Here is a 15,692-nt window from a genome sequence, read left to right as displayed (position 1 = left end):
CCCCACGCGCCTGCCGGGAGGCCCCTCTTGTCCGCGTCGTCCGCGCCGAAGACCCCCTTCGTCCCCACCGATCCGCTCGGTCTCGACGAACTGCTCAGCCCCGAGGACCTCGCCGTCCGCGACACCGTCCGCGCCTGGGCCGCCGACCGGGTCCTGCCGCACATCGCCCAGTGGTACGAGGCCGGCGAGCTCCCCGGCATCCGCGAGCTGGCCCGTGAGCTCGGCTCCCTCGGCGCCCTCGGCATGTCCCTGACCGGCTACGGGTGTGCGGGCGCGAGCGCCGTCCAGTACGGCCTGGCCTGCCTGGAGCTGGAGGCCGCCGACTCCGGGATCCGCTCGCTGGTCTCCGTCCAGGGCTCCCTCGCCATGTACGCGATCTGGAAGTACGGCTCCGAGGAGCAGAAGCAGCGCTGGCTCCCGGGCATGGCGGCCGGCGAGCTGATCGGCTGCTTCGCCCTGACCGAGCCCGACGTCGGCTCCGACCCGGCCGCGATGCGCACCCACGCCAAGCGCGAGGGCTCCGACTGGATCCTGAACGGCCGCAAGATGTGGATCACCAACGGCTCGGTGGCCTCCGTGGCCGTCGTCTGGGCGCAGACGGACGAGGGGATCCGCGGCTTCGCCGTCCCCACCGACAGCGCGGGCTTCTCCGCCCCGGAGATCAAGCACAAGTGGTCGCTGCGCGCGTCGGTGACGAGCGAGCTGGTGCTCGACGACGTACGGCTGCCCGCGGACGCGGTGCTGCCGGGCGTGACGGGACTCAAGGGTCCGCTGGGCTGCCTCAGCCACGCGCGGTACGGGATCGTCTGGGGGGCCATGGGCGCGGCGCGCGCCAGTTTCGAGGCCGCGCTCGACTACGCGCGGACGCGCGAGCAGTTCGGCAGGCCCATCGGCGGCTTCCAGCTCACCCAGGCCAAGCTGGCCGACATGGCGCTGGAGCTCCACAAGGGCATCCTGCTCGCCCACCACCTGGGCCGGCGCATGGACGCGGGGACCCTGCGGCCGGAGCAGATCAGCTTCGGGAAGCTCAACAACGTCCGCGAGGCCATCGACATCTGCCGTACCGCGCGGACCGTCCTCGGGGCCAACGGGATCTCCCTGGAGTACCCCGTCATGCGGCACGCCACCAACCTGGAGTCGGTGCTCACCTACGAGGGCACCGTGGAGATGCACCAGCTGGTGCTGGGCAAGGCGCTCACCGGGCTGGACGCTTTCCGCTAGGCCGGCGAGTCCTTGCTCAGCTCTGGTTGAAGAAGTCGCGGGAGCGGGCGCCCGCCTCACCGCTGACGATCTGGGTGTCGGCCGGGGTCAGGAGGAAGACCCTGGTCGCCACCCGCTCGATCGAGCCGCGCAGCCCGAAGGTCAGGCCGGCCGCGAAGTCGACCACGCGCTTGGCGTCGGTCGGGTCCATGGACGACAGGTTCACGATCACCGGGACGCCCTCGCGGAACAGCTCGCCGATGCCGCGGGCGTCCCGGAACCCGTCGGGGGTCACCGTCGCGATCCGCCGGCCGCGCTCGACCGCGGACTCCGAGGCCACCCGGACCCGGGGGTCGGTGACCCACTGGTCGCCGGGCCCGGAGACCGAGCCCTGCCGGCGGTCCACCGCCTCCGCGTAGTCGTCGTCGTAGTACCGCTCGTCGTCGCTGTCCTCCACGAGACCCAACCAGGCGCTCGCCTTGCGTACCGAACCCATGGACGCCTCCTTTCACCGTGGCCAGTCTGTCTTCTGCTCCGTTGCCCCTATGGTCGTCCATGATGCTGACAACGCGCCAAGTGGATAGCCGCCGCGCAGGGGTTTCGTGACGGGACTGGTGCAGAACATCCGTTGCACCGGTGAGGTTCCCGGCCCCCGCCGCTGCTGACTGAGTGAAAATACGACCACCGCCGCCGTCCGGGTGACGAGCTCGGGCGTACGGGTGAACGAATCGGCTGGATACGATGCCCCCGAAACACGCGGATGACACACGGGGGAAGCGGATTGTTCGGCATCGTCAGACCTTGCACGCACCGGCTCGGCGACCGGTTCAAGACGGAGTGGATGGCCCATCTCTGCGGTCTGTGCCTGGCACTTCGCGGTGACCACGGCCAGTTCGCGAGGATCGTCACGAACTACGACGGGCTGCTGGTCTCCGTTCTGACGGAGGCTCAGTCGGGTCCGCTGCCCGGCGCGCGGCGCACCGCCGGACCCTGCCCGCTGCGCGGTATGCGCACGGCCCCCGTCGCCAACGGCGAGGGCGCCCGGCTCGCCGCCGCCGTCTCGCTGGTGCTCGCCTCGGCGAAGGTCCGCGACCACGTGGCGGACCGGGACGGCCTGTTGGCCCGCGCCCCCCTCGCCGCCGCCGCCCGCCGGGTGGCCCGGGGCTGGGACCGGGCCGGCGCCCGCACCGGGGCCGCGCTCGGCTTCGACACGGCGGTGCTCGTCGACGCCGTGGACCGCCAGGGCGGCATCGAGACCCTGGCCGGCCCCGGCACGCCCGTCCTGGTGGTCACCGAGCCGACGGAGACCGCCACCGCGGCCGCCTTCGCGCATACCGCGGTCCTGGCGGGACGGCCAGGCAACGCCGCGCCGCTGGCCGAGGCCGGACGCTACTTCGGGCGGCTGGCGCACCTGCTGGACGCCGTCGAGGACCAGGCCGCCGACGCCGCCGCGGGCGCCTGGAACCCGCTCACCGCGACCGGGACCTCCCGCGCCGAGGCCCGCCGGCTCTGCGACGACGCGCTGCACGGGATCAAGCTGGCGATGCGCGAGGTGGAGTTCGCGGACGCGGGGCTCGCCCACCGGCTGCTGGTGCACGAGCTGCGCACCTCGGTGGACCGGGCCTTCGGCACCACCTCCTGCGGGCACGGCCACGCCGCCGCGAACTCCGCCGGGCAGGGCTACGGGCAGCCCCCGCAGGGCTACCCGCCGCAGGGCCACGACCCGTACGCCCCGGGCGGCCACGGGCAGGGCGGTCCGTACGGCGGCGCGCCGTACGGCCAGAACCCCTACGGCGGCGCGCCCCAGTACGCCCCGGGCGGTCCCGGCACTCCGCCCCCGATGGGCCCCGGCGGCCCGGGCGGCGGGGGCGGGGGCGGCGGCTTCGGCGGGCAGCCCCCGCAGAAGCCGCGCCGGGGGCTGCTGCACGGCTGCGCGGTGGCCATCGGACTGTTCTGCACCTGCCAGATCTGCTGCACCGACTACGAGGGCCCCTGGTCCCGCAAGAAGCGCGACGCCTGGTGCGACGACTGCGACTGCGACTGCTGCAACTGCGACGGCTGTGACTGCTGCAACTGTGACGGCTGCTGCTGCGACGGCTGTGACTGCGACTGCGGCTGCAGCTGACACGGCGTCGGCCCCGCGCCGGGCGCGGACGCCTGAGGACGAGTCAGTCCACCGGCTCCACAGCCCCGGACGGCGTACGGGGGGATTCCCGTCCGGGCCCGCGTGGAAGGGTTGTGCGGCATGGATGACGACGAAGCGACCACAGCCTGGCAGCGGTGGCACGAGCAGCGCACGGCCACCGTCTCCGCCCCCTACGGACCCCTCGCGCTGACCGGCACCCACTGGATCTCCTCCAGGGTGCCGGAGGACTTGGAAGGTCGAATTCCGGCCGTTCCGGGGCTCTGGAGCGCCACCGCCGACGGCGTGGTGGTGAGCGCCGAGCCGCAGGACGGCCTCCGGCTCGACGGCGAGCCCCTCGCCGGGGAGGTGCGCCTGGGGGCCGACGCGGGCCCGCCGGCCGGCTCCCGCCTCGCCGCGGGCGGCGTACGCCTGGTGGTGATCCGGCGCGAGGGGGAGTGGGCCGTGCGCACCTACGACCCCGGCTCCGCCGCCCGGCGCTCCTTCCGCGGCATCGAGGCCACCCCCTACGACCCCGCCTTCGCCCTGCCGGGCCGGTTCCGCCCGTACGGGGAGGGCCGGACCGTCCAGGTCGAGAACGCCGACGGGCGCACCCGCGGCCTCGGCCTGGGCGGCGAGCTGCTCTTCGAGCACGGCGGCGCCCGCCACGCCCTCCAGGTGGCCGTCGACGGGGACGACGGCAGCCTCTGGGCCGTCTTCGCCGACGCCACCAGCGGCGGATCCAGCTACCGGTTCCGCTTCCTGCGGCCCGGCGTCCCGGATCCGGACGGGGGCGTCACCGTCGACCTCAACCGCGCCCTGCTGCCGCCCTGTGCGTTCGCCGACCACTTCATCTGCCCGTTCCCGCCCCCCGGGAACACCCTGCCGTTCGCGGCCGCCGCCGGAGAGCGACGGCTGAAAGGCGCCCTTGCCGCCGGTAACTGACGCCATGACACTCCGGTTCAGCGTCATCCGGCGGACTTGTCAGGGGCACGGCGAAACGTTCGGCCGACGGCCGTGCGTCCGCCGCGCCCTCCCCCCGCCGCTCAAGGGCTCCGGCACCCCCACGACCGCCGGGCCCCAGACCCCCCTCCGGGAGGACGTGAAGTGAGGATCAAGAGCACCATCCGCCTGCGGCTGCTCGCCGCGGCCACCGGCCTCGCCGCCGCGGCCGCGATCGCCGCCCCCACCGCCGCCAGCGCCGACCCCGCGGACACCGGTTTCAGCGCCGCCCGGCTGGCCGCCGCCGGCGCCTCCGTCCTGCGGGCCGACGTCGCCGGCACCGCCTGGCACACCGACCCCGCCACCGGGACCCTCGTGGTCACCGCCGACTCCACCGTCACCCAGGCCGACCTGGCCAGAATCCGCCAGGAGGCCGGGCCCGACGCCGCCGCGCTGCGCATCGAGCGCACCCCGGGCAAGATCACCAAGCTGCTCTCCGGCGGCGACGCCATCTACGCCAGCAGCTGGCGCTGCTCGCTCGGCTTCAACGTCCGCAGCGGCGCCAACTACTACGTCCTGACGGCCGGCCACTGCACCAAGGGCGCGGGCACCTGGTGGACCAGCAGCTCCCACACCACCACCATCGGCAGCACCGTCGGCTCCAGCTTCCCCACCAACGACTACGGACTCATCAAGTACGCCAGCAACAGCCCGGTCCCGCCCGGCACCGTCGGCAGCCAGGACATCACCACCGCCGTCGACGCCACCAACGGCATGTCCGTCACCCGGCGCGGCTCCACCACCGGCATCCACGGCGGCACCGTGACCGGCCTCAACGCCACCGTGAACTACGGCAACGGGGACGTGGTCTACGGCATGATCAAGACCAACGTCTGCGCCGAACCCGGCGACAGCGGCGGCCCGCTCTACTCCGGCAGCCGCGCGGTCGGCCTCACCTCCGGCGGCAGCGGCAACTGCACCTCGGGCGGCACCACCTTCTTCCAGCCCGTCACCGAGGCCCTGAGCGCCTACGGCGTCAGCGTCTACTGACGGCCGGCCCCGGCGCAGGCCCCCTGGACGTCCTCCCGCCTTCTGGGAGGATGTCCAGGGCGTCCACGGGGGAGGAAGCTCGTATGAAGCGGATCGGCGTGACCGGGCACCGGTCGATTCCCGACGCGGGCCTCGCCCACGTCGAGGAGGGCCTGCGGAACGTGCTCGGCGGCCAGCCGGGGCCGCTGGTGGCCCTCTCCAGCCTCGCGGACGGAGCCGACCAGCTCTTCGCCGCCATCGCCCTGGAACACGGCGCCGAGCTCACCGTCGTCATCCCCAGCGGCGACTACGAGGAGACCTTCCACGACCCGCACGCCCTCGCCGCGTACCGGCGGCTCAAGGACCGCGCCACCCAGGAGGTGGTGATGGCCTTCCCCCGCTCGACCGACGAGGCCTACTACGCCGCCGGCACCTACATCGCCGAGACCTGCGACCGGCTCGTCGCCGTCTGGGACGGCCTCCCGGCCCGCGGGCACGGCGGCACCGGCGAGATCGTCGCCTACGCCCGCGCGCTGGGCAAGCCCGTCACCGTCATCTGGCCCGAGGGCGTGGCCCGCGACTGAACCACCCCCCCCCGCCCCGCCGCACGGCTCCGGACCCGTCCCTCAACTGCTGTGCCGCGCCAGCCAGTCGGTGTGCTGCGGCGACACGTACCGCTCCGTCTCGTACACCGCCGACGGCCACTGCGACTCCGTGATCGTCGTCTGCATCACGACCATCATCGCCGACAGGTCCTGCTCGATCAGCGTGTGCGCCTCGATCAGCGGATGGTGGCGCCGCACCTCGTTCCAGGCGATCGCCGCCGCCGCGGCCGCACTCGTCAGCCCCGCCGCCGCCGACGCCCCCGGACCCGAGCCGAACGCCCCGAACAGCGCGAACAGCAGCCCCAGACAGGTCAGCAGCACGATCGTCCACGACCACAGCGCCGTCGCCCGCCGCGAGCCCTCCGCCCGGCGCTGGTACCAGGTGCGCTGCTCGATCAGCCGGTCCCGGACGTAGGTCTCCCTGCGGACCTGGTACTCCAGCCCGCGCAGCCGCTGCATCGCCCCCGTGATCTCCCCTCCCTCCGGCAGCAGGCCCGCCGTCCGCGGATCCCGCCAGCCCATCTTGCGCAGCTCGTCGAGCCCCTTCTCCAGCCGCGCCCGGTACACCTCCTCCGGCCCGGCCACCTCACTGCCGAAGGGCGCCCCGTGCACGGCGTACCGCCACGCCAGCGACTTGATGAACTCGGCCGCGCTCCGGTTGAGCTGCCACTGCGGACGGGCCCGGCGCCGCGTCGCCCGTACGCCCACGGCCAGCACCCCCGCGTACGCCAGCGCGCCCAGCGCCGCGAACACGTGCAGCCCGCCCGCCGCGGGCCCCGACGGGAGGGCCGCCGCCCCCGCCGCGACGACCAGCAGCACCAGCTGCGCCCGCGTGGCCTGCGTGGACTCCCGCTGCCGGGAGACCGCCGCCTGATCGGTGTGGTGGAAGAGGGCCGGCAGGTCCTCGTTGCGAAAGGTCATGCTGTCGGTCACGGCGCCCCCTGCGCTCGCTCCCGGGCGGCCGGGCCGCGCAGGCCCCGCCGCCCTCGTCGGATCACACCGCGAGCGGCTCCAGGTCCCGGTGGACCCGCCGCTCGTCCCGGGCGTACCGGGTCAGACCGTGGTCCTCCCCGAGCAGCCGCGCCAGCTCGGACACCGCCTCCGCCCGTACCCTCGCCGCTTCCTCCTTGCGGCCCGTCATGTCCAGGCTCACCGCCATGTTCGAGGAGCTCGCCAGGGTCTCCGGGTGGTGCGCCCCGAGCGCCTCGCGCAGCCGCACCACCGCCTCCCGCTCCAGCTCCAGGGCACCCTCCGGATCGCCCAGGTCCGCCCGGGCGTTGGCCAGGTTCAGGTGCGCGAAGACGGTGTGCGGGTGGTTGTCGCCCAGCACCTCCCGCATGCTGCGGATCGTCTGCCGCAGCAGCGGTTCCGCCGTCTCCGCCGACCCCGTGCCCCAGTGGAACACCGCCAGGTTGTTGAGCGCGGCCAGGGTGTACGGGTGCCTCTCGCCCGGCACCTTCATGTACTCGTCCACCACCTCCTGCGCCAGGTCCCGCGCCGCGCCCGGATCACCCGTCGCGAACAGGTCCGAGGCCAGGTTCAGCTCGCAGGCCAGCAGGTCGGGGTTGACCGAGGTGTACTTGGCCCGGTACCGGTTGCGGGTCGCGGTCGTCAGCCGCAGCGCGTCCTCCAGCTCCCCGGCCCGGCGCAGCGACACCGCCAGGTTCTTCGCCGCCGACAGCGTGCCCGGGAAGGCCCGGCCCAGCGTCCGCTTGTAGATGTCGTACGTCCGGCCCAGCAGCTGGACCGAATCGTCGTACCGGCCCACCTCGCGCAGGTCCCGGGCCAGGTTCTGCGCCGAGGACAGCGTGTACGGGTGGTCCGGGCCCAGCACCTCCGTGCGCCGGTCGAAGACCTCCTGGTCGATCTCCCTGGCCCGCGCGTACTGCCCGACCATGCGCAGGTTCAGCGCCAGGTTGTTCGCCGCCGCCAGGGTGCGCGGGTGCGCCTCGTGGAAGATCTGCCCGAAGCCCTCGTGCGCCGCCGTCGCCAGCTCCATCGCCTCGCCGTACCGGCCGAGCGCGCCCAGGTCCATCGCCAGACCGCTGGTGGTCATGTACGTGTGCGGGTGCGAGGGCCCCAGCGCCGCCCGCTGCCGCTCCAGCGTGACCTCGTCCAGCTCCTTCGCCTCCACGAACCGGCCCTGCGAGCGCAGGATGTTCGAGAGGTGGAAGCGCAGGTACAGGTACTGGAGGTCGTCGCTGCCGAGCATCTCCCGCCACGCCTCGCGCAGCTCCTCGCCGAGGGTGTACGCGGCCTTGAAGTCACCGCGCTTCCACAGGTAGCGGACCCGGTCGATCAGCAGCCGGCGGGTCTCCGGCTCCTTGCAGAACCGCGCCTCGGACGGGTTCAGGTGCGGCCAGATCGTGTTGAACCTCGGCCACGTGGCCGGGTTGTCTATCGGCTCGTCGTCGTCCGGGCGGGCCCCCGCCAGGATCCGGTGCACCGCGTGCCGGGCCTCGCGCTGCTCCTCCTCCGACAGCTGCGCCCGGATCACGGCCTGCACCAGCCGGTGCACCTGGATGCTGTTGCTGACCTGGTCGACCTTGGCCATCGCGAACCGGCCGATCTCCCGGATCACCCGGCCCAGCACCAGCTTCTCCTGGAGCGAGGCGTCGTAGGGCTTGAGCGCGTCGATCATCTCCTTGCTGTAGAGGAGGTTCGCCGAGATCGGCTCGGGAGCGAAGAAGGCGCACAGCTGGAGCAGCCGCACGGCGGCGGGGGAGCGGGACTGGAGCCGCTCGATCGACACGTTCCAGGTCGCGGCCACCGGCTGCGGGTACCCGGCCGGCTGGTTCAGGCCCAGCACCCGGGCGGTCTGCTCGGCGAGCTGCTCCAGGTACGCGGACACGGGCGTCGCCGTCTCCGCGATCCAGGCCCCGGCCTGTTCGACCGCCAGCGGCAGGTCGCCCACCGCGACGGCCACCTGCTCGGCGTCGTCCTTGGTGAGCCCCGGCGCGCGGCGCTGGAGGTGCTCGATGGACTCCTCGCGCAGGAACACGTCCACCGGCAGCGCGTCCCCGTACTGGGACCAGGACTGGTTGCGGGAGGTCACCAGCACGTGCCCCGGGCCGCCCGGGGGGAAGAACCGCTTGAGCGTCTCGGGATCGTCGGCGTTGTCGAAGACCAGCAGCCAGCGCGAGGACGGCACCCCCCGGCGCAGCAGGTCGATCGCCTCCTGGGAGGCGGCCGCCATGTCCTCGCCGGTCTGCGCGCCCAGGCGTACGGCGAGCTCCGCGAGGGCCGCGACCACGTCGTCGGTCTGCTCCGAGGAGATCCACCACACCAGGTCGTAGTCGGCCATGAACCGGTGCACGTACTCCAGCGCCACCTGCGTCTTGCCGACGCCGCCCAGCCCGTACAGGGTCTGCGGCTGCGGCAGGACCACGGCCATGCCGCCGCCCAGCTGGTCGCGCATCCGCTCCAGGACGATGCTGCGGCCGGTGAACCCGGGGTTGCGGGGCGGCGCGTTCCAGATCTTGGGGACCGTCCCCGGGAAGCGCGGGCCGGGCTGGGAGGCGCCGGCGACGGTGTCCGCGAGGGCCATCGGCCGCTCCACCGCGCGCAGCAGGGCGGCGGTCGCGTGCACCTCGTCGAGCCGGAACAGGTCCACCGGGTTGCGGTCGATGTAGGGGGTGGCCAGGCGCACGTCGCCGACCCGCAGCGGTATCAGGTGGCGCCGGCCCCCGGTGGGGTCCTCGGCGGCGGCCCGGTTCCACACCTCCACGGCCCGGGCCGACTTGAGGTAGGCGCTGGAGAGCAGCACCACCGTCCGCGCGGCGGTGTCGACGCTGATGCCCGTCCCGCCGCCCAGGGTGTCGCCGCCGCCCTCGGGGGCGGGCGGGCGCTCCGCGGAGACGTCCTTGGGCACGACCCGGAAGCCGGCCCGGGTGAGCACCGACTCGATCCAGTCGGCCCACATCCGGTTCTCGGCGACGTAGGAGAGGAAGAGGTCGGCGGGCAGGGCCGGGCGGCGCCGGGTGAAGGCGTCCCGGATCCGCAGCCGCACCTCTTCGGCGATCACCGGCATGGAGGTGACCTCGCCCGCGGTCACCACCGTCGTCAGCCGCTCGAAGGCGGAGAGCAGCGAGTTGGTGAGCCCGGCCTCGTCGCCGAAGGTGGCCAGGGTCTCCTCGTAGGCGTAGTAGGGACGGTACGGGATCTCCACCGCGCCCCAGTAGGAGGTCAGCTCGTCCCCGACGAGCCCGCCGGGGAACCGGTCGAACTTGATCCGGGCCAGCGCCCGGCCCGCGTCGGCCTTCTCCTTCTCGCCCTCGTCGATGCGCATCGGCACCGGGTAGATCGTGATGCCGCGGTCGCCGAACCGCTCGTCGATCTGGCGGGCGACGGAAGCGGCGCCGTCGATGGACTGGTCGGACAGGGTGAAGCAGTCGACCAGGACGTCGGGGAGGTGGACGGTGCAGATGTCGGCGATGTCGGACAGGCCGGTGCGGCTGTCGATCAGGACGTAGTCGTAGTTCCGCTTCATGTCCGCCCGCAGGGCGTCGAAGAAGAGCCCGCCGCCGAGCCGGTCGTAGAAGTTGTCCCAGTCGAAGGTGGACACGGTCGCCGAGTACTCGCGGTTCTGCCGGCCCGCCGAGACGAAGTCGAGGGTGCCCCCGTCGGGGAAGTCCCAGCCGAGGGTCTCGGGGTTGAGCGAGACGGCGTGCGGCTGGATCCGCGCGTAGTCCTTGTGCCAGTCGGCGGCGCGCTGCACCGGGCTGGTGGCGGCCCAGGCGTACTCGCTGATCAGGTCGATGACCCCGGTGGTGGCCCCGAGCGTGGAGGGGTCGAGGAAGGGGTGGAAGAACCGGTGCAGGCCCGGGGCTTCCAGGTCCCAGTCCACGGCGAGGACCCGCTTGCCGTTGGAGGCGAGGATCCAGGCGGTGTTGGCCAGCGCCATCGTGCGGCCGGTCCCGCCCTTGTACGAGTAGAAGGTGACGATGCGTCCGTCTCGGCTGTCACGACTGGCTGTCATCCGCGTCCCCCCGGTCGGTGTCGGTGCTGTCGTCGGCTGCGTCGCTTCGGTCCCGCCCGAGCCGGTGCGCGGTGGGCGGGAAGGGGGCCGGTGGCGGGTCGCCCATCCCCATCGGCCCGACCAGGCGCCGGCGTTCGGTGGGGGTGTGCCCGGCCGGCGGGTACGCCTGGGCGTGTCTGAGGTACTGCTGGGCGGCGGCCTCGACCACCTGGGGGAGGATCTGCCCGAGGGTCTCCAGGCTGGCCACGCCGTTGGCGGCGGCCCGGCAGGCGGCCCGGCCCTGGCCCATCTTGACCGGGAGGGTCTCCTCCAGCCGGCGCGCCAGCTCGTCCTCCTTGGCCCGGCTCTGGTGGTCGTACCGGTTCCACGGCACCACCACGTTGATCCACGGGCGGTGCTCCTGGTCGAAGGCGGCCAGGCGCTGGCGGCGGTGCTCGTCCTCCACCGCCCAGCGGTCGACGATGAGGATCTCCGGCCGGGTCGGGGGCTGCTTGCTGTCGAAGTGGCCGGCCTCGTCGTCGAAGGAGGACAGCGTGGTCTGGTAGTTGAGGTTCTTGACCAGCTCCTCGGCCACGTACGCGACGGGCCGCTGGGAGGTCGGGTGGTACGGGTTCCACTCCAGGGCGCTCTCCCCGTAGTACTCGGGGCTGCGGCCCTCCGGCAGCTCGTGCCGGGAGGCGGCGGCCACGGTGACGTGGAGGGTGCGGGCGGAGGGGCCGCCGGGGCGGGCGCCGGCCGGCCCGAAGGCGCTGGGCACCACCCGGTAGTCCAGCGGGCGGACCGGCTTCAGGCGGACGTTCTCGGCCACCCCGACGATGTGGCGGGCCAGTTCGTACACGGCGTGCTCGTACTGCTCGGCGTAGCCGCGCAGTTTGATCAGGCCGTACAGCCCGTCGGTGACGTAGCGCTCGCCGAAGGTGCTGTGGTTGAACTGCAACCGCTCGGCCGGGAGGGGCAGTTGGGCGGGCGGTACCGGTACCCACAGGGCGGGGACGATGGCCTCGGTCTTCTCGTTGCTGGCGGCGCCCACCTGGATGGCGCGCTGGGCGAAGGCGAACCACTCCTTCCCGCACATCTGGCTGGCGAAGTAGCGCGGCGAGAACAGGGGGACGAAGACCCGGCAGGTGGCGAGGGCCGCCCCGAGCCGTTCCGACCAGCCCTCGCCGTTGCGTATCTCGCGGTCCATGAAGCCGACCTCGGAGCCGGCGGGCAGGCTGGTGAGCGCCATGATGTGGTTGCACAGGTCACGGAAGAGCCGCTCCACCCACATGTCCGGGTCGGGTCCTCCGGGCCCGAACCTCGGCGTATGCGCATAACTGAGAAAAAAGTACGGCTGCACTGATGCGGGCACACGACCCCCGTCCCGAAGATGCGAGCGAAGGAACATCATTCCGGAGCTCTTCCGCCACATCCCCTCCTCGTTCAGTCAATCAGCATCTGTTTTCGGTCATCCAGGCCTGGGCGTGATCGACGGCGTCCGCGATCGAGAACAGAACGGCGGGTGCCCCGCCCACCTTCCCCCTGCGCAGGAGCGAATCCGGGAACGCCCGGCCGATCTCCGCGAAATCACTGTCGTCCAGGGCGACGTCCTCGTACCTGGTCCACTCCCCCTCGTCCCCGTGCCCCCGCCGCCCGCCCGGAAGGTTCACCTTCACCACACAGTCGTACATGCGCAAGGGGGGCTTCGGAATTCGGTACTCCGCGAGGTGGAAAGCGGTGCACGCCGAAAATCCCACATTGATCATGAGTACCTGTCCCCCCTCCCAGCACAGTCTTCCCAGGGGGGAATCCTCGCCCAGGTGGCATTCCAGCCGGTGTTCCGCGCAGATCCGCCGCGCGTCCGCCCCGAGCGCGGCGAAGGAGGTCTGCGGATGGCCGCTGCGGGCCGCGCCCGGCGCGGTGCGGACCGCCTCGGCGAAGGCGCCCACGCCCTGGCTCGGGGTGCGCTCCGGGTCGAAGGCGGGCATCCGGGCGCGGAAGGCCGCCACCGCGTCCTCGTCGAGGCCGGCGATCCGGGCCAGGTGGGCGGAGGAGGTGAGGGAGTTCTCCGCGGTGAAGGCCGGGACCACGAGGGTGCCCTGCGGCCCCAGCACCCCGGTGAGGGCCTCGCGCAGCGTCCCGGGGTGCAGGCCGGTGCCGCCGAGGGCGGCGTGCACCAGCAGCCGCCGGCGCGGGCGCACGCCGAGCAGCCGCAGCTGGACCGCCAGGGCGAGGGGGCCGCTCACGCGCCCACCGCCTTCAGCTCCCAGCGCAGCTCCTCCACCAGCCGCTTGCCGGTCACGGTCAGCTCGGCCGCCTCCGACAGCCGGTCCAGGGCCCGGTGGAGCCGGTCCGCGCCGCCCGGCTCCTGCGTGGTCGTGGCCCGCCGGTAGGCCTCCACCGCGACCCGCTCGTGCACGTCGGCCAGCAGCCGCGACACCGGTACCGGCCGGGTCCGCCAGGGCGAGGGGTGCTGCCAGGCCCCGTCGAGCGCGTACAGGTCGGCCACCTCGGCCAGCGCCCGCAGCCGGGCCCGCCGCCGCCCGGTCAGCAGGGCCAGCGCGGTCTCCCGCACCCCGGCCGCGTAGGGTACCCCGAGCGCGCCCGGCCCGTGCCGCCCGGCCTCGCCCCAGCCCTGGGCCCGCGGGCCGCCGGCCAGCGGGGTCAGGGTGCTCAGCCCGGCGGCGGCCGCCCGCGCGAACTCGGGGACGGTGCGGTGCAGCAGGGCCCAGGCCGCGTCGAGGCGGCGCCGCCACGCGTCGGCCTCCCCGGCGCCGAGCCGCAGCCGGGGCGGGCGGGCGAAGCAGTTGCGGTACGGGTCCAGGTCCTCCAGGGCCACCGGGGGCTGCCCAGGCCCGGGCCGCCAGGTCCGTACGGGCAGCCAGCGCGCGTCGCCCGCCGCCGGGCCGAAGCGGTGCTCGGTGCGGCCCGCCCGGACGACCGCGTACTCCCCGCCGGCGGCGTGCAGGGCGGCGCGCCCCTCCGTACCCGGCTCCCCGAGCCGCAGCAGGCCCAGCGTCGGCAGGTACACCTCGCCGTCCCGGTAGGTCACTTCGGCCGCCGGTTCCAGCCCGCCGCGCAGCACGGCGGCCGCCGCCAGCGCGGCCAGCCTGCGGGCGGCGGCCGGGGCGTCCAGGCGGCCCTCGCGGGCCGCGTCGAGGGCCTCCAGCACCCAGGTCCGGGTGAACGGGTGGTCCAGTACGGCGTCCAGCGCGTCCGGGCCGGCCTCCTCGACCCCCGTCAGCACCTCCCAGGCCCGCGCCCACTCCGGGCCGGCGGCCAGCTCGCCGTTCAGCCGGGCCAGCAGGGCGCGGGTCAGCTCCTCCTGGGAGCGGGCGAGTTCGGCGGGGTCGGCCAGCTGCGGGGCGGTCTCCCGGGAGGCCGTCCGCCCCTCGACCCCCTCCACCAGTTCCCGCAGGTCGGAGCAGTAGACGGAGGGGTTGTCGAAGCCCGCGCCGCCCGGGCCGTCCTCCCGGTAGCGGTGGGTGTAGAGCCCGCCACCGCACGAACGTACGACAGGGCACCGGCGGCACGTCCCGCTGACGCCCGCCAGCCCCAGCTGCCGGGCCCGCACCCCGGGGTGGGCCGCCACCCGGTCGAAGGCGTGGTCGAAGACGTTGAACCCGGTGGCGGCCGCCCCCTCGAAGGCGCTCTTGAGGGAGTCGACCTGCTCCAGCGTCCCGTCGGTCTCGACGACGACCAGGTCGGTCGGGGCCAGCCCCAGGGACTCCGTCAGGCTGGGCCCGCCGCGCAGCGTGGAGAGCAGGGACTCGAAGAGCCGCACGGGCACCGGCCGCCCCAGCCGCTCCCAGTGGTCGAAGACCCGCAGCAGCCAGCGGGCGTACGCGTCGGGCGCGCCTCCGGGCCGCTCCGGCGGGGTCTGCCAGGTGGCGTGGGGGAGCAGGAAGTCCACCCGCGGCGGCTCCAGCGCGACCAGGGCGTCCAGGACGGCGACCGGGTCGTTGGCCACGTCCACGGTGCACAACAGGCCCTGGTACAGGTGGCGGTAGGGCTCCGAGCGGAGCAGGTCGACGGCCCGCAGGACCAGCGGGTGGCTGGAGCGGCCGTCCGAGAAGCGCCGGTGGCGGTCGTTCGCCGCGCGGTCCCCGTCGAGGGAGACGCCCACCCGGACGCCGTACTCGGCGAAGAGGTCCAGGTGGCGGGGTCCGAGCTGGAGCCCGTTGGTGTGGACGCGCAGGTCGAGCTCGGCCGTTCCGGCGAGGGCGCGGGTGAACTCCTCGCACACCAGGCGGAGTCGGTCCGGGCCCGCCAGCAGGGGTTCCCCTCCGTGGAAGATCACCGTGACGGAGGGGAGTGCATGGTCACGGGCATGTTCGGCGAGCCGCGACGCGGTCTGGGAAATGACCTCGGGGGAGATCACTTTCGGCCGGGCTCGCCAGCTCTGATCAGCGTGTTCGTAGACATAGCAATGATCACAAGCGAGATCGCATCTGCTGTGAACTTTCAGGACGATCTCGCGAAATGCGATCAGGCCGGTCATTCCACCAGTCTAGAGCGCTTACTCCATTGTCAGAGCGCAGAGTTGAAGATCGGTGCCTGCGCGTGACGGCCGGATTCCGACGGCAGTACCCGGCCGAGGGCCGCGGCGACCGGCGCGCTGCGAATGTCGATCTTGTCGAGGGGGACCCGGCGGTCCTTGACCGCACTGGTTGGCGGGGTTGCGGAAGTGTTCATGGCACCGTCCTCGGGGAGGCCAGATGAAACGGGGAAGAATCGACGTCGGCGTGCCGCCGGCATCTGGCTGGGACTTTACTCGTCTGCACCCCATTGGCAACCGAGACATGACGCCTGGTCAAGCGTTCTATAGAAAGAGTGG

General features: G+C 73.4%; 12 protein-coding genes. 5 read left to right on the top strand and 7 right to left on the bottom strand.

The features are described from left to right. Positions 1-27 precede the first annotated feature (27 nt). Positions 28-1,221: an acyl-CoA dehydrogenase family protein gene (locus ACIRBY_RS31555; RefSeq protein ID WP_403907059.1), complete on the top strand. Its 1,194-nt coding sequence runs from the start codon at positions 28-30 to the stop codon at positions 1,219-1,221. 16 nt (positions 1,222-1,237) lie between these two features. Here the strand turns inward: ACIRBY_RS31555 and ACIRBY_RS31550 are convergent, their stop codons facing one another. After that, positions 1,238-1,696, bottom strand: a complete 459-nt coding sequence (locus tag ACIRBY_RS31550) for a cell division protein SepF (protein ID WP_403907056.1) — start codon at positions 1,694-1,696, stop codon at positions 1,238-1,240. Between the two features lie 285 nt (positions 1,697-1,981). On the opposite strand from ACIRBY_RS31550, the gene ACIRBY_RS31545 reads away from it, so the two are divergent. The 4 genes from ACIRBY_RS31545 (at position 1,982) to ACIRBY_RS31530 (ending at position 5,877) form a co-directional block, all read left to right on the top strand. Continuing rightward, positions 1,982-3,325, top strand: coding sequence for a DUF5685 family protein (locus ACIRBY_RS31545; RefSeq protein WP_403907054.1), 1,344 nt, complete (start codon positions 1,982-1,984; stop codon positions 3,323-3,325). A 120-nt stretch (positions 3,326-3,445) separates the two neighbouring features. Beyond that, positions 3,446-4,267, top strand: coding sequence for a DUF1684 domain-containing protein (locus ACIRBY_RS31540; protein ID WP_403907052.1), 822 nt, complete (start codon positions 3,446-3,448; stop codon positions 4,265-4,267). A 162-nt stretch (positions 4,268-4,429) separates the two neighbouring features. After that, positions 4,430-5,314, top strand: coding sequence for a S1 family peptidase (locus tag ACIRBY_RS31535; protein WP_403907050.1), 885 nt, complete (start codon positions 4,430-4,432; stop codon positions 5,312-5,314). A gap of 83 nt (positions 5,315-5,397) precedes the next feature. Then, entirely contained in the window at positions 5,398-5,877 is a 480-nt protein-coding gene (locus ACIRBY_RS31530; RefSeq protein ID WP_403907047.1) for a hypothetical protein, read from the top strand. Between the two features lie 42 nt (positions 5,878-5,919). Here ACIRBY_RS31530 and ACIRBY_RS31525 read toward each other — a convergent pair whose 3' ends face one another. The 6 genes from ACIRBY_RS31525 to ACIRBY_RS31500 all read right to left on the bottom strand — a co-directional run bounded on the left by ACIRBY_RS31525 (position 5,920) and on the right by ACIRBY_RS31500 (position 15,550). Then, complete coding sequence (locus ACIRBY_RS31525; protein ID WP_403907169.1) at positions 5,920-6,819, bottom strand: DUF4231 domain-containing protein; 900 nt, start codon at positions 6,817-6,819, stop codon at positions 5,920-5,922. A gap of 73 nt (positions 6,820-6,892) precedes the next feature. Continuing rightward, entirely contained in the window at positions 6,893-10,876 is a 3,984-nt protein-coding gene (fxsT, locus tag ACIRBY_RS31520) for an FxSxx-COOH system tetratricopeptide repeat protein (RefSeq protein WP_403907045.1), read from the bottom strand. Continuing rightward, on the bottom strand, positions 10,860-12,263 hold the full coding sequence (locus ACIRBY_RS31515; protein ID WP_403907166.1) for a TIR-like protein FxsC: 1,404 nt from the start codon (positions 12,261-12,263) through the stop codon (positions 10,860-10,862). The genes fxsT and ACIRBY_RS31515 overlap by 17 nt, the downstream gene beginning before the upstream one ends. 43 nt (positions 12,264-12,306) lie before the next feature. Further along, positions 12,307-13,101 carry an aminoglycoside N(3)-acetyltransferase gene (locus tag ACIRBY_RS31510; protein WP_403907042.1) on the bottom strand — a complete coding sequence of 265 codons (795 nt, stop codon included), beginning with the start codon at positions 13,099-13,101 and terminating at the stop codon, positions 12,307-12,309. Further along, positions 13,098-15,356 (bottom strand): radical SAM/SPASM protein FxsBH, inactivated beta-hydroxylase extension form, encoded by a 2,259-nt coding sequence (fxsBH, locus tag ACIRBY_RS31505; RefSeq protein ID WP_403907040.1) that lies wholly within the window; start codon positions 15,354-15,356, stop codon positions 13,098-13,100. Before fxsBH ends, ACIRBY_RS31510 begins: the two co-directional genes overlap by 4 nt. 29 nt (positions 15,357-15,385) lie before the next feature. After that, positions 15,386-15,550: an FXSXX-COOH protein gene (locus ACIRBY_RS31500; RefSeq protein ID WP_403907038.1), complete on the bottom strand. Its 165-nt coding sequence runs from the start codon at positions 15,548-15,550 to the stop codon at positions 15,386-15,388. Positions 15,551-15,692: the final 142 nt, after the last annotated feature.

Origin of the sequence: Streptomyces sp. NPDC096136 (assembly GCF_044763325.1) — a bacterium.
Taxonomy (GTDB): Bacteria; Actinomycetota; Actinomycetes; order Streptomycetales; family Streptomycetaceae; genus Streptomyces.
Note: the sequence above shows the minus strand (reverse complement) of the source record. Positions and strands in the feature narration are given on the sequence as shown.